Here is a 21,719-nt window from a genome sequence, read left to right as displayed (position 1 = left end):
GGCGTTCGAAGGCAGGGCAGTTCATCGCGTGCCTTCCTGCTCGCAGATCCGGGTACGGCCATCGCCTTCCACGATGGTGAGCTGCGACCCCTTGAAGGTCGCGGTGGCTGTTTCGCCGACATATTGCAGGCCCTGCGCTGGCGCGGTCAGCATCATCGGCGGTCCCCCGTTGGAGCGCCGCAAATCGATCTGCAGGCCGTTGTCCTTGTAATCGACGAACAGCGGTTCCCCGTCGGAACAGCGATATCTATGCCGCCCCATTTCCCCGGTCGCCACGGCGCTGTCGGACGAATGGATCTGCTGCTCCGTTGGCGGGGCTGGCGGCTTTCTTTCCGAGCACGCCGCGAGCCCGACAACGAGGATGACGGCGGGCAGCACCCGCTTACAGTGCATCATCATCGCGCCTTCCTCCTGTAGCGGAAGGGGACGCGCTGACGATTGATAGCCCGGGCAGGCTGACCTACCCGCCAGCGGAGATAGGTTGCGAGGCGATCGTCAGATTCGACCATCAGGGATCGCAGGCGGCGCAACATCATCGCCGCGAACGGCAGGGAGAGCGCCCCGCGCAGCGTGCAGCTATGCGTTAGCCTGGTGCCGCCATCGTCCCCCGCCAGCTCGTACCGCTCTTCGAGCGTGAACAGATAGGGGATGCCGCAGGACCAAGCGAAGGCGTGCGGTTTATCGAATCGATCAATCCGTGCTGGCGTCCGAATTGGCCGGGTGATGCCCTGGATCGCAAAGGTGCATTCTGTGTCGCCGAGCCGGGACGGATCATCGAGAAATACGAGCGGACTCCACGCCCGGCGATGATCCGGATCGGTGAGTGCCGACCAGATGCGCAGTGGCCCGCCGTGAAGCATCGAGCTGGTTATGGTGCGAGGCATATCCCCATCTCCCAGAGATGGGCGGGGCGATCGCGGATCGCCCCGCCCATCCATCAGGCCAAGTTGTTCACGAAGGTCTGACCGTGGTCGTCCCCTTCATGCTCCTCATTGTAGTGCTCGGGTTTCTCGATCACTTTCTGCCCGAACCGGGCATAGAGTGTCGGCAGCACGAACAGCGTAAGAAGCGTCGCCGAGATCAGACCGCCGATGACGACCGTCGCCAAAGGCTTTTGAACCTCTGCGCCGGCGCCTTCGCCCAGCGCCATCGGCACGAAGCCGAGGCTGGCGACTAGCGCGGTCATGATGACGGGTCGCAGACGCTGCATCGCGCCAACATGCGCGGCTTCCTCGCGGCTCATCCCTGATCGGATCAGATCTTGGATCGAGCTGACCATGACGAGGCCGTTGAGGACCGCGATGCCCGAGAGGGCGATGAAGCCCACTGCCGCCGAGATCGAGAAGTCCATGCCCCGCAGGAACAGCAACAGGACGCCGCCCACCAGCGCGAAAGGCACGCCGGTGAACACGATCGCGGCGTCGCGGACCGATCCCAACGCCCCGTAGAGGAGCAGCAGGATCAAGATGAAGCAAGCCGGAATGACCAGCTTCAGCCGTTCGCTTGCCGATTGGAGGTTCTCGAACTGGCCGCCCCATTCGAGATAGGTGCCGGCAGGCAGCCGGAGTTGGCTGCCGATCGCCGCCTGCGCATCCGCCACGACGGATCCGACGTCGCGGCCACGCACGTTGGCTTGCACCACCACGCGCCGCTTGCCGTTCTCGCGGCTGATCTGGTTCGGACCATCGACCACCTTGATCTCGGCGACGCTGGACAGCGGTACATAGCCGCCGCCTGCCACCGGCACCTGCACCTGTTGGAGCAGGCCGATGTCGGCACGCTGCGCCTCCGACAGGCGGATCACCACGGGGAAGCGACGGTCGCCCTCGAAGATCTGGCCCGATGTTCGCCCGCCGATCGTCGCAGTCACGGTGTCCTGCACATCCTGAGCCGTAACGCCCAACCGCGCCATCGCGTCGCGGTTGACGCGAATGTCGAGCATGGGAAGACCGGTCGTCTGCTCCACCTTCACGTCCGCTGCGCCTTGCGTTCTGCGCAGCACCGCCGCGATTTGCTCGGCCGTCCGGTTCATCTGGTTGAAGTCGTCCCCGAACACCTTCACCGCGATGTCGCCGCGCACGCCGGCGATCAGCTCGTTGAAGCGCATCTGGATGGGCTGGGTGATCTCGTAGGCATTTCCCGGAATCTTCGCGAGATTACCCTCGATCCGGCTGACCAGCTCCTCCTTGGGAAGCTCAGGATCCGGCCAATCCTTGCGCGGCTTCAGGATGACGAACATGTCGGTCGCGTTCGGCGGCATCGGGTCGGCCGCCAGCTCGGCGGTGCCCGTCTTGGAATAGACGAATTGCACCTCCGGCTGCTTCGACATCATCCGCTCGATCGGCACCTGCATCGCCTGGCTCTGCTGGACCGACGTTGCCGGAATGCGGAGCGACTGGATCAGCAAATCGCCTTCGTCGAGCTGCGGCAGGAACACCGAGCCGAGCGTAGTGAAAGCAAGCGCCGCCACCACAAGGCTTCCCACACCCGCACCGATCGTCAGCGTCGGGCGCTTCATGGCCCGGTCGAGACCGGGTTCGTAGCGCTTCTTCAGCCACGTGATGATGCGGCCGTCCTTCTCCTCGACCTTCTTCGACAGCCAGATCGCAATCATCGCCGGCACGAAGGTGAGAGAGAGGATGAAGGCGAAGGCGAGCGCGATGATGACGGTCAGCGCCATCGGTCCGAACGTTTTACCCTCCACGCCGGTCAGCGTGAGCAGCGGTACGTAGACGAGGATGATGATTGCCTGCCCGTACACAGAGGGACGGATCATCTCACGCGCAGCGGCTGCCACGGTCGCGAGCCGTTCCTTGACGCTGAGCAATCGGCCTTCATGATGCTGTTGCTCGGCAAGCCGGCGCAGCGCGTTTTCGACAATGATGACGGCGCCGTCGACGATCAGACCGAAGTCCAAAGCCCCAAGGCTCATCAGATTGGCCGAGACCCCAGCGCGCAGCATACCAAAGCCTGTCAGCATCATGGTGATCGGGATGACCAACGCCGCGATCAGGGCCGCACGGAAGTTGCCGAGCAGCAGGAAGAGCACGACGATGACCAGCACCGCGCCTTCGGACAGGTTTTTCGCGACCGTCTTGATCGTCGAATTGACCAGCTCGGTGCGGTTCAGCACCGGCTGAATTACGACGTCAGGAGGCAGCGAAGCGTTGATCGTCTTCAGTTTCTCAGCGACCGCGGTCGACACGATGCGGCTGTTCTCGCCGATCCGCATGATCGCCGTGCCGACGACGACTTCGGTACCGTTCTCCGATGCCGAACCCATGCGGATCGCCTGACCCGTCTTCACAGTCGCAACTTGTTCGACCGTGATCGGCACGCCGTTACGTGTCGCGATCACGGTCCTGGCCAACTCGCTGGCATTGCGAACGAGCGCATCCGAGCGAACAGCCAGACCTTCGCCATTGCGATTGACGAAGCCACCGCCGACGCTGGTGTTATTGCGCTCCAGCGCATTTCCCAGGTCCGTCAGCGTGATGCCGAGCGAGGCCAGCTTCTGCACGTCGGGCACGACGAGGAACTGCTTGGCGTAACCGCCAATCGAGTCGACACCGGCGAGGCCCGGTGTGGTCTTCAGAAGCGGCGTCACGATCCAGTCCTGCGCGGTGCGCAGGTAGGTCGCCTTGTCCTCTTCGGTCGTCAGTCGCTCGCCCTCTGGCGTGATGTAGCTGCCATCGGGCTGTTGGCCCGGTTCACCGGGCTTGTGCTTGTCGTCCTCGCGATGATCGAGACGAACGGTGTACATGTACACCTCGCCCAGGCCTGTCGCGATCGGACCCATTTCAGGGTTCACGCCGTCGGGCAGATTCTCTTGCACGCCCCGCAGACGCTCGCCCACCTGCTGGCGGGCGAAATAGATGTCCGTCGCGTCCGAAAAGACCGCCGTGATCTGCGCGAAGCCGTTGCGGCTCAACGAGCGCGTATATTCCAGGCCGGGGGTGCCGGCGAGCGCGGTTTCGATTGGAAACGACACCTGCTTCTCGACCAGCTCGGGCGAGAGGGCAGGCGCGCGGACGTTGATCTGGACCTGATTGTTGGTGATGTCCGGCACCGCGTCGATCGGTAGCCGGTAGAGGGAAAAGGCGCCGATGGCGGCGACGATGACGGTGAGGAGCAGGACTAGCCAGCGCTTCTCGACCGCCCAGGTTACGATACGGGCGATCATGGCTTAATCCTCGTGGCTCGCTTCGCCCTTGCCGATCTCGGCCTTGAGCGTGAAACTTCCGGTGGTGGCGATCTGTTCGTTGCCGGTCAGGCCCGACCGGACGATCACCGTGTCGCCCGACGCATCGCCGAGCTGGACCGGGGTCGCCTTGAAGCCGGTGGGCGTGCGCACGAACACGACCGACTTGCCCTCGAAACTCTGGACCGCCGTCGTCGGCACGCGGACCGCCCCGCTCCCGCCGCTGCCCGTGAGCTGCACGGCTGCCGTCACAGGCTCGCCGACCCGCCATTCGCCACCGCGATTGTCGAGGGTGGCGAGCGCAGGCACGAGCCGCGTCTGCGGATCAAGCGCCGGCGACACGAAGGTCACGCGGGCGGTCGCCTGACGGCCTGCCGCCTTCACCAGCACCGTATTGCCGGGACGCACCCGGCCCGCATCCTCGGGCTTGAGATTAAGCGCGATCGACACCTGGCTCAGGTTGGCGATGCGATAGAGTTCGGCATCCGCCGCGACCGTTTGTCCCAGCGTCACGGGGCGCGCAATGATCTGGCCCGAGATCGGCGCGGCAATGCCGAGCCGGTTGAGCCCGCCGCCGCCGACACCCGCCGCCGAAACCATGCTCTGCGCCTGCGTCAGGGCGATCCGCGCCTCCGTCGCCGCTGTGCGGGCGGCGATCAGATCCTGTTCAGGGGAGACTCTCTGCGCGAACAGCCGCTGTTCGCGCGCGAGGTTCGAATTAGCGAGCTGAAGCCGCGCCCGCGCCGCCTCGACCTCGCCCTTGATCTGCGCCGCCTCGCGGCTTTCGATGACCGCAATGGTCTGGCCGCGTCCGACCGATTGGCCGAGGTTACGGGTGAGCGCGACCACGCGTCCCGCAATTGCGGCCGAGACGACCTGCGTTCCCTGTGGGTCGCCCTCGATGATCGCGGGCAGCTCGATCGTCCCGGCCCCGCCGATGATCGGCCGTCCGACCTGGACGCCCGCTGTGGCGATCTGGTCGGCACCCAATGTGACGACGCCTTCACCGGCATGACCGCCTTCAGCGCCGCCCTTTTCCGTGCCCGCTGCCGTCTCATTGGCAGCTGCGCCTTCGGCAGTTGCCTCGTTTCCGCCATCCTTGCCGCCGCAGGCAGCCAAGAGCAGGGCGAGCGACGCCGCGCCCGCGAGATAAAAGCTCTTCATCACTGATTCCCCCCATTGGGCGCACGAGCGGTCAGTCGCTCCACTTGCGCGCGGGCATTCTGGTAATTGGCAAGCGCGTCGATCGCGGCGACCCGCGTTTCGGCGAGCGTGCGTTCAGCATCGAGCAATTCGAGCTGGCCGAACTTGCCCTCGCGATAGCCGATCCGCGCGATGCGGGCGGCCTCCTGTGCAGCCGCCAGCGCCGGCCCCGACGCCGCGCGAGCCGTCGTTGCGGCATTGGCCGCCTGCGCCTGCGCGTCCGTGATCGCCTGTTCGATGTCGAGCGCGGTCACGCGGCGCTGCGCATCCGCCTGGGTCCGCTGCGCGGTCGCCTGCGCAATCGCGGCGCGACCATTGTTGAACACCGGGATCGGGATCGACACGCTGAACACCGCCGCCATGTCGTTGGTCGCTTCCAGGCGGCGGATCGACGGCCCGACGTTCAGGTCAGGCACGCGATTGGCGCGCGCGAGCCGCACGCCGGCTTCGGCAATGGAGAAATCCGCGTTGGCTGCCGCCAGCGCGAGTGTGCCGGTCGTGTTGACCGGTGCCAACGGCCCATAGACGTTCACATCGGGAAGGCGATCGAGCAGCGTGTCATCGAGCAGGCCGTCGATCGGCCGTCCGATCCGACGCGCCAGATTGGCGCGGGCCGCCTCGGCCAAGCGAAGCTGCCGCTCCACATTGGCGTCGGCATTGATACGCGCGACATCCGCGCGCTGTTGCTCGAGTGGCGATGCCCGCCCTGCCTGCACGCGAACGCTCGCGGCCCGCAGCGCATCGCTGGCGATCCGGGCCTGATCGCGGGCTGTCATTACCCGGCGATCGGCCGCGACCGCTTCGACATAGAGCTGCGTTACCTGAAGCCGGACATCCGCCGCGATGATCGCGGCCTGGATCTCGGCCCGGGACAATTGCGCATTGGCGACCGCGACGCGGGCGCCGCGCTTGCCGCCTAGCTCGATCGGGATCGCAAAGCCGACCGTGGTTTCCGCGCTGCGGACCCCCCGATACGGCCCGGAGCCGATGACATTCTCGACTTGGCCTTGAACCACCGGATTGGGCCGCAAGCCGGCGACTGTGCGACCTGCACGGGCCGCGTCGATTCCAGCTGTCGCCGCTTCCGCAGCAGGGGCCGAACCGCCCGCTGCACTGACCGCTTGGTCAAGCGTGTAGACCGGCGCATCCTGCGCAACAGGCGCGGACGGTCCGACCTGCGCCTGCGCCATCGTGGCGCAAGACGCTGCGGCCAGCATGGCCGCGAGGATACGATTCATGAAAATAGGACTCCTGACGATGATCGACAGGGGCGCGCCAACGCACGCCCAAATCGGACGTCAGGCTTGGGGGGGCCTCAAATGGACCATGCCGGTGCGGCCGTCGAGCGACGCAGAGGCGGAGATTGTCGGCTTGGGCACTGTGAGGACGGGGGTATATTCCATCGTCGTGCGCGCAGGCGCGCCGACGTCGTGTCCGTGACAATAATTGTGATGATGCGGGACATTCTTGTCCGAGTCCGATGGCACCTGATCGATGTCACCGGCGGTATGGACCGTGAACTCAACGCCCGCGATGCTTCCCCCCGCCAGATCGGCGGCATGGGCCATGCCGGAGAAGCTGATCAGGACCAGCATCAGGCATGTCAGGAAAGGCAAAAAGGCTCGCACTAGCTTGCCTCTATCACGGAAGGGTTTTCATGTCATTGCACTAATTCGAACCAAGGGTCACTGAGCCGGAACCCGAGCGGGATCGGTCGCGCCCGTTCCAGGCGAACCCGACCGCAATGGCGACCGCCATCAGGAGTTGCGCCAGCACCGATTGCCAAGTGGGAAACACGCCGAGCATCGACAGCCGTGGCACGTCCGCGAGCGGTGCGATGTTGATAAGGCCGGCTTCCTGGAGCGCGGCGACGCCTTTACCCGCCAGCACGACGGTCAGGACCGCCATGAGCCAGGAGCTATAGCGGAAGAACTGCGCGATCGGCAGCTTGCGACTGTAGCGAAGCATGGCCCAAGCGATCAGGCTGAGCAGTCCAATCGCCGACCCGGCCCCCGCGAGAAGCATCCCGTTGTCACCTTGCGCCGAAAGCGCGGCATAGAACAGGATCGTCTCGAAGACCTCGCGATAAACTACGACGAACGCCAGCCCGAACAGGAACCAGCCCGACCCGCCCGAGAGCGCCCGCGACATCTTCTCGCGAATATAGCGCTGCCACTGATCGGCCTGCGCCTTGCCGTGCATCCAAATCCCGACCGAGAGCAGCACGACCGCGGCGAACAGCGAGCCAAACCCTTCCGTCAGCTCCCGGCTCGCACCGCTGATCCCGATCGCATAGGTGGCGACCGCCCAGGTGATCCCGCCCGCGATGATCGCGCTGACCCAGCCGCCATGCACGTACCGCAGCGCCTCGCCGCGCTCGGCTTTACGCAGGAACGCGATCATGGCGACAACGATGAGCAGGGCTTCGAGCCCTTCACGCAGCAGGATCGTGAACGCGCCCAGGAACGTGGACGCTTCGGTGGCGGCATCAGGCGCGAGCGCCGCTTCCGCATCGTCGAAAAGGCCGCCCAGTACTGCGACCTTCACCGCGAGATCATCGGGCGACGCGCCCCGGTCGATCGAGGCGCGGAACTCCCCCATCGCGCCCTCGATTCGACCCATCAGCGTCGCGTCGCGCGCGGTGAGTGTTGGCTCGATCGGCTCGAACCCATCGAGATAGGCCGACAGCGCCAGCTCTTTCGCCATGCGCGCATCGCCGCGCCGCGCAGCCGCCACGCTTTCGGCGAGTTTGGCGCGGGCGACCGCGAGCGAGCCGGGAGCCTGTTGTATCACCTGTTCGGGATGACGACGCAGGAACGCGAGCACTGGGTCAGCCTTGGCGTCGCCGATCGCCGCGCCGAGCGCGGCCGGGGTGAGCGCGACCAGGGTTTTCAGGTCCGGAATGCGCCGGCGAAGGGTCGGGTCGGATTTCCAAAGCCGCTCGCCTTCGCGCGCCTGCGCATCCGTGAAGGCGAAGCTCCCGGCTCGGAATGCTAACGCCCAGCGCTGATCGTTGGGCAGATCGGCGAAGCTCTGCATCGCGGTCCCGTCGATGCCTTGCGTCACCACCTGATAGAGCGCGAACACGCTGCGCTGGCGCGCGCGCTCGGCATCGGTGAAAGCAATCGGGGGCGTAGCGAGCTTGGCGGCGTCAGGGCCACGGCCGTTGCCCGTCATCCCGTGGCAGGACGCGCAGGATTGTCGGAACAGTGCATCGCTGGAGACGAGGTTCGGAGCCTTATCGGGCGCGAGCGGCACCGGGTAGGCGCGCAACAGATCGGCCGCGAGCCCGTGCGCCAATGTTGCCACCTGTTCAGTCGGTCCCTTTTCCGCGATCACCGCCTGGAGGTTGGCAGCCCGCTGGATGAGGGCTTGACGCTCCGGCTTCGCCGGCAGGCCCTGAAGCCGTGTCGAGACCGACGCGGCGAACTCCGTCATCTCGGCATATTCCGACGTGCTCTTGATCCGACCGTTGGCGACCGCGCCGCCATAATCGACGGCCATATAGTCGAGCAGCCGCCATGCGGTTTGCACGTCGCCGGGTTCGGCGATTGCCGCAGCAGGGATCAGCAGCGCCGCGAGCGCGGAGAGCAGCCGCAACGAGAGCATTGCCCGGATCAACGCGAGCAGACGCACTACCGCTCTCCCAATTCGCGCCGAGCGCCAGTGACGATTTCATAAGCGGAGTGGAGGAACAGGAGGGCGATGAGGCCGGCGACGGCGAGGTCCGGCCAGGCGCTTCCTGTCCACGCCACCAGACCGGCCGCGGCGATCACCGCCACGTTGGCGAGCGCGTCGTTGCGGCTGAACAGCCAGATCGCGCGAACATTGGCGTCCCCTTCCCGGAAACGCGCAAGCACCAAGGCGGACACGACATTGATCGCGAGCGCGACAACGCCGATTGTGCCCATCAGTTCGGCATCGGGCGCGGTTGCGTTCAGGGCGCGCCAAATCGCGAAACCGATTACGCCCACGCCAAGCGCACCGAGAAACAACCCCTGCGTCAGCGCGACCTTTGCCCTCGCCCGTGCGGACCAGGCAAGCGCGAGAAGACCGATAAGGCTGATCGACCCGTCCCCGAGAAAATCGAGGGAATCCGCTTTCAGCGCTTGGCTATCGGCGATGAACCCGCCGAACAGCTCGGCGACTCCGAAGCCGAGGTTGAGCACCACGACGGTCAGCAGCGCACGGCGATAGGCCGGATCGGTTTGCGCGCGCGCGGGCTCCCCGTGGCACCCGCAGCTTTCGGTAGAAGCATTCATGCGGCCTTCCTTACCACCTCCAGTCGCTGTAGAAGCAAGCGAAATGTGCGACACGTTCGCATAAGCAAGGATGGCATGATGAAGCCGGTGATGATTGGGCAGCTCGCCAGCGAGACCTCGACGAAGGTGACGACGATCCGCTTTTATGAGTCGATCGGGTTGCTCCGATCCGCCCCTCGCACGGCGTCGGGTCGCAGAACCTACGATGCCAGTGACATTGAGCGTTTGCACTTCATCCGCAACGGTCGCCGGCTTGGCTTCTCCGTCGACGAGATCCGTTCGTTGATGGGGCTGGCGCAGAACCCGGACCAGGATTGTGGTGCCGCCTCAGCTATCGCTGCTCAGCACCTCAAGGATGTGGAGGAGAGACTGGCGCAACTCGCGGTGTTGCGGGATGAGTTGGCAATGCTCAGCCAGAGCTGCACCAAGGCGCGCATGGCCGATTGTCGGATCATGAAGGCGATCGGCAAAGGCCACCCTCAAGCCGATCAATAATAATCGGCCAGCCTGAGCTCGCGCACATCACCCGAGGCCATCGTCAGCTTTACGAGGGTGCCAGCAGGCCGGGAGCGCACTTGCCAGAGCTCCCCACGCGTATAGTTCGCATCGATCGAATGGCCGTTCACCGCCACGATCCGGTCGCCGACCGCCCAGCCAGCCTTTTCCGCGGGACTGTTCGCCGCCACATGAACAACGGTGAGCGCCGTTGGTGAGGCTGCGAGGCCAAGGCCGCTACGGTCCTTCAGCATCGGCAGGCGACGACGAGGACCGAGTGGCCGGAGCCACACGAATCCGGCGGTCACGTCGAACACCACGTCGAATTGAGCGATCAGCGGTAGGCCGACATTGCCAACCGTGCTGGTGGAGAGCCAAGCTCTCATCCCGAGTGTGGGGACGTTCGAGACGCCAAGCCCTTCGATGTTGATGTTCTGGATCGTGAAAGCATCGTTGATACGCACACCATCGACGCCGCCGATCGCCGCGGTCGAGACGAGCTTCCCGTTCAACAGCCCTTGATCGCGGGCATAGGCCGACGAGAGCATCAGCGCGGCCGAGCTGCCAAGATCGATCATCAAGGGCACGGGAGGCAAACCCGAGACGGAAGCTCGAATGAACAGCTCCTGCTTGGCACCGCGCCCGAGCGCGACAGCGCGCCAGTCGGGACCGGCGAGAAACGTGCCTGACTTGACGACCGCCATACGCCTTTTCGCGAAATCGAGCGCGATGCAGCTACCCGTGAACATATCGGCACCGAGGAGGATATCGATCGGTCGTCCGAAGGCCGCCGACACTGAACTCAGATCACCAACGACGGCAAAGGGTAAGCGACGGGTTTCGCGGGCGAGCTGTACGTCGATGTCGCGGACCAGCAGCACCGGGGCCTTGGCGCTCAGCCCGCTAATCATGCGCCGCTCACCATCGTTCAAGCCGAGCTTCGCCGCGAGCGCCGTGCTCATGATCGACGCGCCGCTGCCACTGTCGAGCACCGCCCGCACCGGCACTCCGCGCACTTGTGCCGAAACAAGGAGGGTATCACCCGTGCCGACTTCCAGCGGCTCCCATTCGAGGTGAGCCGCACCGAAGTTCCACGAGCCCGCAGACCGGGAAGTCTGTCGCGCGAGCGTTGGAGAACCGAGCACCAAGCCGGTTCCACAGGCCACCAGCCGCGCCACTAATGAGCGTCGAGACATACCGATTGCTTCAACACGGGCCGTCAAAAAGCCACCTCCAGCCCCCCGTCCGCAGGAGAGCAAATTGCGGTTACATGCTCCAGCCACTGGAGGAGCAAGTGCTTTTGGTGCGCCCGAAAATCCTCAGAAGCGCTTGGAGAACTTTAGATGAAGGATGGTGCAGACCGCTTAGATGCCTTCCCGATAACGAACGGTTCCGGGGGACGCTGGGCCGATCGGGACCGCGAACGGTGTAAACGCTCGCGCTAAGTGGCGGCATTCTGATCGCGCTATTTGTCGGCGAGCGTCGCTACGCGGCTACCGGCTTGGTCTCGGCCGATCGCACATAGGCGTAGAGTTTTGGCTTGGAGATGCCGAGCATCGAGCAAATCTTGGCGATCGGCATCGTGTTCTCGTGGTAGAGCCTGACGGGCAGGTCGCGCTTGTCCTTGCCGAGTGCGGCCGGCCGGCCACCCTTCTTGCCGCGAGCGCGGGCTGCGGTGAGACCGGCCTGGGTCCGCTCGCGGATCAGGTTGCGCTCGAACTCCGCCAATGCCCCGAACAGGTGGAAGGTAAGCTTGCCCGACGTGGTGGTCGTGTCGATCGCCTCGTGCAGGCTCAGCAGCCCGACCTTTTCCTCGTCGAGGTAGGTCATCCATCCGATCAGATCACGGAGCGAGCGGCCGAGCCTGTCGAGGCGCCAGACCACCAGTGTGTCGCCGGCGCGAAGCAGCTCCTTCACCTTTTCCAATCCAGGGCGAGCGGCAGTCGCCCCGGCGGCCTTGTCGGTGATGACCTTCTCGCAGCCGGCAGCCTTCAGCGCATCACGCTGGAGGTCCAGGTTCTGCTCGGCGGTCGATACGCGGGCGTAACCGATTTTCATGCGTAGGGCCGGTGGCGCCCCGATCGGGCGCGGTTTGGGAAGAAAGTCGTCATCGGCAGGTCTATGTTGCCCTAGTTTTCTTTACCGGGTAGATTTACGTCGAACAGGCCGGTTTGGCAACGCGAGCGGACTCGCATGGCGATGGGCAGGCAAATCTCCGTTTTCCTTACCTGCGACACGGACCGTCGGCGGTGACGCATCCGGCGCTTGTCCCGCCGCTGGCGATCGAGCGCTACCGCGTCCTTGAACCGCACCTCGCCGATGGCATCCCGCTCGCGGACCTCGCCCGCACCGGCACGCTGAGCGAGCGGACGTTGCAGCGCTGGCTCGGGCGCTACCGTGCCGAAGGACTTGCCGGTCTCGCGCGTCTGCCGCGCAACGATCGGGGCAGGCTGCACCTGCCGGAACATCTGGTCGAACTGACCCGCACTCTCGCCACCAAGCGCCCGCGACCCCCGGTCGCCGCCATTCACCGAAAGGTGCAGGAACTCGCCATCGCGCATGGACACCGAACCCCCAGCTATGCGGCCGTCGCGCGTGTCGTCAGGGCGATACCGGCAAGCCAGATCGCCGCAGCCTCCGATCCGGCCGTCTACCGCGACCAGCACGAGCTAGCCCGGCTTATTCACCGCGTTGGGCCGAGAGGGTTGGCGGGAGTGGCATAAGCCTCTGATCTGAATTAGGAACTGGGTGTCTAAGCCGAACCTGCCGCAGGGCAGAAGATGCCACAGGCCACCCCGCCATGACCGACGATACTGCAAACCCATTCCGATTCCCAGCAGTGCGCAGCCGGAAAGTCACAGCCGCCTTTGATGGTGGTCGGCTGACCTCGGACGGCGGCGTCCTGCTACTGGCACAGGCTGAGCGCGCGATGGGCATCTGCCGTCGGCTTGCCGCTTGCATAGCCGACCCGCGTGACCCTGGCCGGGTGATCCATGCGCTGCCCGACATCCTGCGCGCCCGGGTGTTCGCGATCGCTTGCGGATACGAGGATGCCGACGATCTCGACGCCCTTCGCGACGATCCCGGCTTCCGCCTGGCGCTGGGCAAGCTGCCGGGCTCCGGTGCCGGGCTTGCGAGCCAACCCACGATGAGCCGCTGGGAGAACGCGCCGACCACGCGCGAACTGGCGAAGTTGATGGCCGCCATGATCGATATCTACTGCGCCAGCTATCCCACTTCGCCGGCGGCGGTGACGTTGGATATCGATGACACCTGCGATGTCGTCCACGGCTATCAGCAGCTCTCGTTCTGGAACGGGCACCATGGCGAGCGCTGCTTCCTGCCGATCCACGTCTACGACACCGCCAGTGGCCGGCCGGTGGCGATGCTGCTTCGCACCGGCAAGACGCCATCTGGCGCCGAAGCTGCTGGCCACATCCGGCGTCTGGTGCGTCACATCCGCCGGCACTGGCCCGATACCCACCTCACCATCCGCGGTGACGGGCACTATGGCCGCCCCGAGGTCATGGCGTTCTGCGAGGCGTACGGCATCGATTACGTGTTCGGCCTGCCAACCAACGCTGCGCTGCGGGCCGATCCCGCCATCGTCGCCGTCGCCGATACCTGCGCGGTCAAGCGGGCCGAGGAGCAGCGTGTGATCCTGCGAAACTATGCCGAGACCCGCTACGGCGCCAAAAGCTGGAAGGGCCAGCGCCGCGTCGTCGCCCGGATCGAGGCCAGCACGCTGGGCATGGACATCCGCTATGTCGTCACTTCGCTGACCCAAGGCTCGGCCGAGCACATCTACGACACGCTCTACTGTGCCCGCGGCCAGGCCGAAAACCTGATCAAGCGGCACAAGACCCAGCTCGCCAGCGATCGCACCTCGTGCCGCTCGGCCAATGCCAACCAGATGCGCCTCATTCTGCACACCGCCGCCTACTGGCTCCTGTGGCGGATCCAGCAAGAAATCCCAAAATCTGCCGCGCTTGCCGTCGCCGAGTTCGCAACGATCCGCCTCCGGTTGCTCAAGGTCGCCGCCCGCGTCATTGAATCCGCAACGCGCATCCGCATCGCCTTCGCGTCAGCATGCCCCGATGCCGCCACGTTCAAGGCCGTCGCCACCAACCTTCGGCCTGCTCCTACATAGCCCGCGCGGCCGTGCCGCCGAACCGCAAGCCCCCCTCCATTAACCCCGAAAAGCCCATCGATCCCACCGCGGTGAAAAACACCGCCAGAGGCGCTCGTCCGGATCACATCACCGAAAACGCATCGCCACCCAACAAGCCCGGAACCTCAGTCTCATGAATAGGCCGGGCTAGTGCATCGGCGCGAAGCCGCGACCTCGAACGAGATGTGGCAGGCCGATCATACCGTTCTCGACATTCTCGTGCTCGATGATGCCGGAACCCCGGTGCGTCCTTGGCTGACCGTCATCGTTGACGATCACAGCCGAGCCATCGCCGGTTACTTCCTCAGCCTCGATGCCCCCAGTGCCCTCAACACGGCGCTCGCCTTGCGGCAGGCGATCTGGCGCAAGCCCAATCCCGAATGGATCGTCAGCGGCATTCCCGAACAGCTTTACGTCGACAACGGCTCGGATTTCATCTCCGAGCATATCGAGCAGGCGTGCATCGCCCTCAAAATCCGCCTCATCCATTCGCTGCCGGGGCGTCCTCGCGGGCGCGGCAAGATCGAGCGGCTGTTCCGCACCATCAACGACATGTTCCTGCCCGACCTGCCCGGCCACCTGATCGCGGGCAAGCCGCTGTCGGCGCCAGTGCTCACGCTCGACGAGCTGCGCGCCCGCTTCGAGGCGTTCGTGTGCGGCGTCTATCATCGTCGCCCGCATGGCAGCACCGGCGAACCGCCGATCACGCGCTGGCAGAAGGGCGGGTTCCTGCCCGCAATGCCCGACAGCCTTGAACAGCTCGACATGCTGCTCGTGCACGTGCCCAAGCCCCGTAAAGTGCTGCGCGACGGCATCCGTCTGATGGGCAGGCGCTATGTCGAACCCACGCTCGCGGCCTTCGTCGGCGAGCAGGTCGAGGCGGTCTATGACCCCCGCGACCTGACCGAGATCCACGTCTACCACCAGGGCCGGTTCGTCTGCCGTGCGCTCAGCTCCGAGCACGCTGGGCACCCGTCGTTGCGCGCGATCCAGCGCGCCCGGCGCGGCGCGAAGGAGCGCGACAAGCAGGTGCCTGCCCCCACGGAGACCTTCGATGGCGACCAAGAGGATACGGCTTCCCGGCCCACCACCTACCGAGGGCTCCGGCTCTACGCCGCTGACGATTGAGTTCCTGGTCGAGCAGCCGTTCCTGGCGACCCGCGAACATGCCCGGTTCGTCGAGTTTGCCGAAGCCTGCGCGCACTACCGCTATATCGGCGTGTGTCATGGCCGGCCGGGCGTCGGAAAGACGCGATCGGCGCGCGAGTTTTCCAGCTTCCCCGACCTGGGGGAATATGCCGCGCTCCGTCCCATTGCCGCGCTCCTTGGCGAAAAGGTCGCTCGCTGCCGCGCCGTCTTCTACACCGTGTCGGTCAGCAACACGCCCAAGACGATCGACGCGGTGTTGGGCCTCAACCTCATTAAGCTGGGCTATGCCCGGCTGACGGTCGCGGGCGGCTCGCAGGACGAAATCACCCATGACGCCGCCCGCATCGCCTGCCCCCTCGTCATCGTCGACGAGGCCGACCGCCTGACCATAAAGTCGCTCGAACATCTCCGCGACATGGCCGATCGCCACGGCTTCGGGCTGATCCTGATGGGTATGCCGGGCTTGGAGAAGCGCCTCGCCCGCTATGCCCAGCTCTACTCGCGGATCGGCTTCGTCCACGAGTTCAAACCGCTTACCGAGACCGAAATGCGGCTGCTGCTCGCGACCCACGCCGGCGATTTCGGGATCAGCTTCGACCCGGCCCAACTCGACGCGATCGAAGCGCAGGCAGCCGTGATCCGCATCACGCGCGGCAACTTCCGGCTCATGGAGCGCCTGTTCGCGCAGATGCGGCGGATCATGACCCTCAACCGCGTCGAGGAGGTCACCGCTGACATCGTTCAGGCCGCGCGCGATTGCCTCGTCATCGGACCCGGCAACTGACAAATAGCGCGATCAGAACGCCGCCATTTAGCGCGAGCGTTTACACAGGATAAGATCCATACCGTTTCCGGAACCACTTTCTTGTTTCCTCTTCGAAATTGGACTGTGCTGATGAGTTTGAGCGATGGTGGCTTCGCTCATACACTACGCGCTACCAGGCCCCTGCCCGTTTCTTAGGCTTAACGTTGTAGCTCAAGACCCCGGGGGCTCAGCCTCCCTTCTCCGGTTCTTGCCGCTGCGCAAATCCCTCGATCTACCTGCCGCCGTCGTGTGGTCGCACGGCATCATCCAAAGACCTATTTAGGCCGTCATGACTAGCCAATCTTCGCCATAAGGCGCCCCGCCGCCCCCTGCTCTGCCGCGAGATTGCGATTATAAGCGAGCGGCATCCGCGGCGACTTCCACCGCAGCGCGTCCATGATGCCGGCCAAATCCTCCCCGCTGGCGAACAGGTCCTGATTGAGCCCGATCCGCGTCGAGTGCGCACTGATCCCCTTCAGCAACCGCGCCAGATCGTCCGCCGTCAAATCGGGCAGCGCGCCACGGTCGAACGCGCGGCCGATGATCGACCGAAAGATTGGTCCGATCGAGCCCGGGTGCAGCGCCACGGTGCCGATGTCATATTCGACGCGCGCCTTCACCGCCGGCTTGGACAGCGTCTTGCGCAGATCCCACGTCTCCCGGCCCGAGATGCTGTCGATCGGCCGACCGCGCACGGCTGCCCGCGCCTTGTAGCGCCGCACCTGCACCCGCCGGAACAGCGGCCCTGTCGTGATCCCCGCCGCTTCGGTCCACGCCGCGATCGCCGCGACGGTGCGCGGGCTGAGGTAGGCGGTCGCCCCCTCCCCGTCTTGATCGCCCTTATGACGCAGAATCTGCAGCAGCCGCGCTTCGGGATCGATCGCCTCCTCAATATGCTCAATGGCGACCGCCACCAGTTCGGAGGCGCGCAGCCCGGTGTCATAAGCGGCCGATAGCAGCGCCCGATCACGCAGCCCCGGCAGATCCTCGCCACAACTCTCGAGCAGCGCGCGGATGTTGAGCCCCCGCGCCTTGTCGCGCTCGACGTCGCGCACCGGGCCCTTGAACCGCAGCGGCCGCGCCTGCTTCTGCGCAGCCCCCTTCTCGCGGCGCACCGTCTGGAGCCGCAGCTTCACCAGCGGCGCCGGCGTCGGATCCTTGAGCTCGAGCAGCTGGTGGATCTTGGCGATCGACGCCTTGTAGCGGGATAGCGAGGCCGGCCGGCTCCCCTTCCCGGCCCGCGCGTCGAGATAATCGGCCACGGTCTCGGGCGTGGCCGGCAGCGCGATCCGGTTGTTGCGCCTACACCACGCATCGAACGCCTCGACGTCGGACTTGAGCGCACGGATGCTATGGGGCGATGAAGCGGCCTGATAGGCGGCGATCAGGCCCTCGTTGACGGTGATGCGCTCGCCGGCGCGCATCTGCACGATCGTCCACGCAAGGTCGGCCGGCGCCCTGACGGCCGGCAGGACAGCCTCAGGCGGCGCTACGGGGATTTCTGGCCCTTCCCGGGCGGTTTCGGTGCTCACGACGCGCCTCGCTCCTCAGCCGCGCTTGTTGTCAGTTTGAGTAAACCGGCGGACCGGAAAAACTAGAGATTTCAATCTTCACCTTGCTACAATACCTCCGGACTCTCGCCTGCCTGTCCAATTTCTGATACAATACCGGCGGACCCGGCAACACGAGTCCCTGGCACGATCGGGGATAGGCTATGGCCGAAACGGGCACGGCTCTTACGAGAGCGGATTCTACAGCCTGGAGCATCGCTTGCAATCGCGAGCCGACTATTCGTGCGCTCGCCAACCTACCTAAAATTACCCGCGCCGCCATGTTGGATGCGAGCGCGGAACTGAGTCTGAGCAGGTCGCGCCTTTTTGAGCTGGTGGCGCGCTACCGGGAAGATCCCGTTACCAGTTCCCTTGTCGATCGGCCCGAAGGCTTTCCCAAAGGACGCCGCCGCCTGCCGCCAGAGGTCGACCAGCTCGTCGCCTCCGAAATCGAGCAGTTCTACCTAACCCGCCCCAAGCCAACCCTCGCGCGACTGGTACGCGACATCCGGCACGCCTGTTATGAGCGCGGCCTACGCTCTCCAACGCGTAAGACGATCGCCGCACGCGTTGCCACGATCGACCGGGAGCGGCTCATCAGGAAGCGCGACGGGGCGAAAGCAGCGTCTGATCGATATAGACCAGTGATCGGATCTTACACAGCCGACCATCCTCTTCAGATCGTCCAGATGGATCACACGCCTGCCGACATCATCATCGTCGACGAACATTTCCGCAAACCTCTCGGTCGCCCGACGTTGACCCTGCAGATCGACATCGCGACGCGCGTGATCCCAGGCTTCTATATCTCGCTCGAAAGCCCGTCGGCCACGTCAGTCGGCATGGCGATCCGTCACGCGGTCCTGCCAAAGATGGCTTGGCTTGAGGAGCGGGAGATCAAGATTGATTATCCCATCTTCGGCATTCCCAAGACACTGCATCTCGACAATGCCCCAGAGTTCCGGTCCCGGGCGCTGAAGCGCGGCTGCCAGCAGCATGGCATCAATCTCAAGTACCGGCCCCGACGTACGCCCCACTACGGCGGCCACATTGAGCGCCTGATCGGAACAACGATCGGCGCCGTGCACCTCCTACCGGGTACGACCTTCTCAAATATCCAAGCCAAAGGCGATTACGACGCGGAAGGCCAAGCCTGCATGACACTGCGCGAGTTCGAGCAATGGTTTACGATTGAAGTTGGCGTCTATCATGGTTCGATTCATAGCGAGCTTGGCATTCCTCCCCTCACGGCCTGGGCCGACGGGCTCGGTGTTCGCCCCGATCCGCTCCGGCTCCCGGCCGATCCCGATCGCTTCCTGCTGAATTTTCTCCCTTTCGAAATGCGGAAGATCAGGCGTGAGGGTATCGAGCTGTTCCACGCCTTCTACTGGCACGGCGGTTTAGCCAGCCTCATCGCAAACTGCGGCCAAAAGCTCCCGATCAAATACAATCCCCTCAACCTCTCGGCAGTCTACGTCGAGCTGTCCGATAACGAGCATCTGACGGTCCCGCTTAGTGATCGGCGGCGGCCTGCCATCACTAAGTTCGAGCACGACCTGGCAGTCCGAACGCTGCGCGAGCGCGGGCGCCAGGCTGTCGATGAACAGTCGCTGTTTGACATGGTCAACGAGCAGCGGCGCATCGTCCTTGACGCGATCCACAAGACTAAGGCGGCCCGAAAATCCGCGCAGCGTGTTGCCTATGCCCTCGAAGCAGGTTTTCCGCCGTCCCCGCACTCTCTGCCGCCGCCGCCCACATCGCCCGAGCCGGATGATACGGAGCCTATTGTCCCGTTCCAGATCGAGGAACGATTATGACCGACCTCTACGATCATTTGTTTCCCGCATATCGCGAGCAGGCGGTGTTATCCGATGAAGAGCGCATCGACTGGCTGCGACGCGACCGATGGGTTTCGCTTCCGCAAGCCGAAGCGGCACTCGGCAGGCTTGAGGATCTGCTGACCTATCCGCAGCGCGGGCGCATGCCCTGCCTGCTGCTGTTCGGATCGACCGGGATGGGTAAGAGTGAAATCCTCAACCGCTTCGCTGAACTACACGCGAGCAGGTACGACAAGCGCGCCGGTCTCACGACCATGCCGATCGTGATGGTGCAGATGCCGCCGCAACCGACTGAGGACGAATTCTACACTGAGCTTATGCTGGCGATGAACTATGCCGAGTTCGATCATATCAGCCTGCGATCGCTGCGCTCACTCGCACGACGGACCCTTGGCGAGTTCGGAACCAAGGTGCTTGTGCTCGACGAAATCGATAAGATGCTGGCGGGCTCGCCGCGCCAGCAACGGATATTCCTCAACACTATCCGTTTTCTGACCAACGATTTGCGCATCCCGATCGTATGCGCGGGCACGGAAGATGCGCGCATCGCGATCCTCACCGATCCCAATCTCGCCGACCGCTTTGCCGCTTTCGAGCTTGCCCCATGGCGTAACGATCACAGCCTGCGCCAGCTTATGGCGAGTTTCGCGGGATTGCTGCCCTTACGCCGTTCTTCCCGGCTCGATGACCATGAGGTCCGTCAACGCGTCATTGCGCTAACCGAGGGCGTGACAGGCCGGATATTCCGAATCATGGAGGCTGTCGCCATTGAGGCGATCCGCAACGGCCGCGAGATGATCGACGCCGACAGCTTCGAAGACGACCAGCTATTGCTCCCGCTCGTGTCGATGCAAGTAATTGCCAGCGCCAAGCGGGCGATGCGCCGGCGCGCGGCATGATTGCACCCAATGTACCGCTCGCTGACGAACTGCTCACGTCCTGGCATGCGCGCCAGCGCCGATCGCGCCGCGGACGAACGCTTTCCAAGCCCAAAGCGGTTCGAGATCGCAAAGGCAACTGGCGACACCCCGATATTCGGCCGATGCAGGCTTGGCTGAAAGCCGCCGCCGATCGCCTGGACGTGTCGGCAATTCGCTTGGCCGAGCAAAGCCTTGCACGGCGATACCCTGCTCTCGCGCTCGACTTTCTGGTCTGGGAGCACCTACCCCGCCCGGTCGACTATCCCGAAGTCAGCGCCGTTCCGAGGCTCGGCATCTCCTGGTGTAGCCGGTGCCTCGCAGAGGGCTTTGCCAATGACGAACCTGCCTACGTCCGGCAGCAATGGGTATTGGCCGCTTCAGGGTTCTGCCACCGGCACCGCTGGCCTTTGGAGGACCGGTGCAACGCGTGCGGATCGCTGAACTGGCGCTTTGCGACGCCGGCCCGCGGGCCGCTACGAATGATCTGCGGGGCATGCTGGCGACCACTGGAAAGAGCTTCCGTGTCGACACTCGACGCTGAAAAGGCCGCCCGGGCCTGCTGGGACCACGCCATTACATTCGAGTTGCAGTTGATGGGTGCCATGGCAGGCAAAACCCCCGACCAGTTCCGCTTCAACTTCACATCGGCCAGCCAGCTCCTCGATCAGGTGCGCGACATTTGCAGCCTCCTGACCCGATCCCCGCCGGGCCACGACCATTGGGGAGGCAGGACCAGGGCCATCGCGCTCAACGATTTCGCATGCGACGCGATAACGCCCGGCATGCGCGACTACCGATTTCTTTCATACGATGAACCGAACCCACTCGCCACGGCAACACCACTGCTGCGCCGGTGCCTCCTTGCGGCCGCCCACGCAATCATCGACTCCGATCCAGGGACGACCACCGCGCTGTTCGGCCCTGACGCACCGCCGGCAATCGACACCTTCGTCGCCGGGATGAATCGCGAGCTGCTTGACAGCTATCCCGCCGCCACGGGCCACTGGTCTCCCACGTTCACTCGACAAATTGAGGCTGCAAAGCAGCGGAGGCGGCGGCGCTCGACCCTCGCAAAGTTCAAACTACGCCGTTTCGCCGGCAACACAGCCTTCGCGGAGGTGTAGC

19 protein-coding genes are annotated in these 21,719 nt (G+C 64.7%); 8 read left to right on the top strand and 11 right to left on the bottom strand.

What is annotated here, in order from left to right:
- Nucleotides 1-21: 21 nt before the first annotated feature.
- From F1640_RS20490 to F1640_RS20455, 8 genes are all read right to left on the bottom strand, one after another.
- The gene (locus F1640_RS20490; RefSeq protein WP_009824022.1) at nucleotides 22-399 is read right to left on the bottom strand and encodes a hypothetical protein; all 378 of its coding nucleotides are present in this window, start codon (nucleotides 397-399) and stop codon (nucleotides 22-24) included.
- Complete coding sequence (locus tag F1640_RS20485) at nucleotides 396-884, bottom strand: SRPBCC domain-containing protein (RefSeq protein WP_004212879.1); 489 nt, start codon at nucleotides 882-884, stop codon at nucleotides 396-398. The genes F1640_RS20490 and F1640_RS20485 overlap by 4 nt, the downstream gene beginning before the upstream one ends.
- A 53-nt stretch (nucleotides 885-937) precedes the next feature.
- Nucleotides 938-4,183, bottom strand: coding sequence for an efflux RND transporter permease subunit (locus F1640_RS20480; RefSeq protein WP_004212878.1), 3,246 nt, complete (start codon nucleotides 4,181-4,183; stop codon nucleotides 938-940).
- Between the two features lie 3 nt (nucleotides 4,184-4,186).
- On the bottom strand, nucleotides 4,187-5,365 hold the full coding sequence (locus F1640_RS20475) for an efflux RND transporter periplasmic adaptor subunit (RefSeq protein WP_004212877.1): 1,179 nt from the start codon (nucleotides 5,363-5,365) through the stop codon (nucleotides 4,187-4,189).
- Nucleotides 5,365-6,642, bottom strand: coding sequence for a TolC family protein (locus F1640_RS20470; RefSeq protein WP_013039111.1), 1,278 nt, complete (start codon nucleotides 6,640-6,642; stop codon nucleotides 5,365-5,367). Before F1640_RS20470 ends, F1640_RS20475 begins: the two co-directional genes overlap by 1 nt.
- A 60-nt stretch (nucleotides 6,643-6,702) precedes the next feature.
- Nucleotides 6,703-6,999 (bottom strand): hypothetical protein, encoded by a 297-nt coding sequence (locus F1640_RS20465; protein ID WP_194921673.1) that lies wholly within the window; start codon nucleotides 6,997-6,999, stop codon nucleotides 6,703-6,705.
- A 73-nt stretch (nucleotides 7,000-7,072) separates the two neighbouring features.
- Nucleotides 7,073-9,040: a cytochrome c/FTR1 family iron permease gene (locus F1640_RS20460; protein ID WP_194921671.1), complete on the bottom strand. Its 1,968-nt coding sequence runs from the start codon at nucleotides 9,038-9,040 to the stop codon at nucleotides 7,073-7,075.
- Nucleotides 9,040-9,666 (bottom strand): cation transporter, encoded by a 627-nt coding sequence (locus F1640_RS20455; RefSeq protein ID WP_004212870.1) that lies wholly within the window; start codon nucleotides 9,664-9,666, stop codon nucleotides 9,040-9,042. Before F1640_RS20455 ends, F1640_RS20460 begins: the two co-directional genes overlap by 1 nt.
- A 75-nt stretch (nucleotides 9,667-9,741) precedes the next feature.
- On the opposite strand from F1640_RS20455, the gene F1640_RS20450 reads away from it, so the two are divergent.
- Nucleotides 9,742-10,161 carry a helix-turn-helix domain-containing protein gene (locus F1640_RS20450; protein ID WP_007406847.1) on the top strand — a complete coding sequence of 140 codons (420 nt, stop codon included), beginning with the start codon at nucleotides 9,742-9,744 and terminating at the stop codon, nucleotides 10,159-10,161.
- Here the strand turns inward: F1640_RS20450 and F1640_RS20445 are convergent.
- Together F1640_RS20445 and F1640_RS20440 are read right to left on the bottom strand one after the other, a co-directional pair.
- The gene (locus F1640_RS20445) at nucleotides 10,155-11,357 is read right to left on the bottom strand and encodes an aspartyl protease family protein (protein WP_013039112.1); all 1,203 of its coding nucleotides are present in this window, start codon (nucleotides 11,355-11,357) and stop codon (nucleotides 10,155-10,157) included. The two genes, F1640_RS20450 and F1640_RS20445, sit on opposite strands and share 7 nt — an antisense overlap.
- Before the next feature lie 289 nt (nucleotides 11,358-11,646).
- Entirely contained in the window at nucleotides 11,647-12,219 is a 573-nt protein-coding gene (locus F1640_RS20440; RefSeq protein ID WP_194921669.1) for a recombinase family protein, read from the bottom strand.
- Nucleotides 12,220-12,410: 191 nt separating this feature from the next.
- On the opposite strand from F1640_RS20440, the gene F1640_RS20435 reads away from it, so the two are divergent.
- The 4 genes from F1640_RS20435 to F1640_RS20420 all read left to right on the top strand — a co-directional run bounded on the left by F1640_RS20435 (nucleotide 12,411) and on the right by F1640_RS20420 (nucleotide 16,265).
- Nucleotides 12,411-12,884, top strand: a complete 474-nt coding sequence (locus F1640_RS20435) for a helix-turn-helix domain-containing protein (RefSeq protein ID WP_309229334.1) — start codon at nucleotides 12,411-12,413, stop codon at nucleotides 12,882-12,884.
- 77 nt (nucleotides 12,885-12,961) lie between these two features.
- Complete coding sequence (locus F1640_RS20430) at nucleotides 12,962-14,311, top strand: IS1380 family transposase (protein WP_194917264.1); 1,350 nt, start codon at nucleotides 12,962-12,964, stop codon at nucleotides 14,309-14,311.
- A 171-nt stretch (nucleotides 14,312-14,482) separates the two neighbouring features.
- On the top strand, nucleotides 14,483-15,460 hold the full coding sequence (locus F1640_RS20425; RefSeq protein ID WP_230461501.1) for a Mu transposase C-terminal domain-containing protein: 978 nt from the start codon (nucleotides 14,483-14,485) through the stop codon (nucleotides 15,458-15,460).
- Entirely contained in the window at nucleotides 15,387-16,265 is an 879-nt protein-coding gene (locus F1640_RS20420; RefSeq protein WP_009824028.1) for an AAA family ATPase, read from the top strand. Before F1640_RS20425 ends, F1640_RS20420 begins: the two co-directional genes overlap by 74 nt.
- Before the next feature lie 314 nt (nucleotides 16,266-16,579).
- Here F1640_RS20420 and F1640_RS20415 read toward each other — a convergent pair whose 3' ends face one another.
- Nucleotides 16,580-17,818 (bottom strand): site-specific integrase, encoded by a 1,239-nt coding sequence (locus F1640_RS20415; RefSeq protein WP_013039113.1) that lies wholly within the window; start codon nucleotides 17,816-17,818, stop codon nucleotides 16,580-16,582.
- A gap of 182 nt (nucleotides 17,819-18,000) precedes the next feature.
- On the opposite strand from F1640_RS20415, the gene F1640_RS20410 reads away from it, so the two are divergent.
- Genes F1640_RS20410 through F1640_RS20400 form a run of 3 tightly spaced genes read left to right on the top strand, consistent with a single transcriptional unit; the run spans nucleotide 18,001 to nucleotide 21,718 of the window.
- Nucleotides 18,001-19,653 (top strand): Mu transposase C-terminal domain-containing protein, encoded by a 1,653-nt coding sequence (locus F1640_RS20410; RefSeq protein ID WP_170112583.1) that lies wholly within the window; start codon nucleotides 18,001-18,003, stop codon nucleotides 19,651-19,653.
- Entirely contained in the window at nucleotides 19,650-20,573 is a 924-nt protein-coding gene (locus tag F1640_RS20405; protein ID WP_107394497.1) for a TniB family NTP-binding protein, read from the top strand. The genes F1640_RS20410 and F1640_RS20405 overlap by 4 nt, the downstream gene beginning before the upstream one ends.
- Complete coding sequence (locus tag F1640_RS20400) at nucleotides 20,570-21,718, top strand: TniQ family protein (RefSeq protein ID WP_185210328.1); 1,149 nt, start codon at nucleotides 20,570-20,572, stop codon at nucleotides 21,716-21,718. Before F1640_RS20405 ends, F1640_RS20400 begins: the two co-directional genes overlap by 4 nt.
- Nucleotide 21,719 lies beyond the last annotated feature (1 nt).

Source organism: Novosphingobium sp. NBM11 (assembly GCF_015390225.1).
Lineage (GTDB): Bacteria > Pseudomonadota > Alphaproteobacteria > Sphingomonadales > Sphingomonadaceae > Novosphingobium.
Note: the sequence above shows the minus strand (reverse complement) of the source record. Positions and strands in the feature narration are given on the sequence as shown.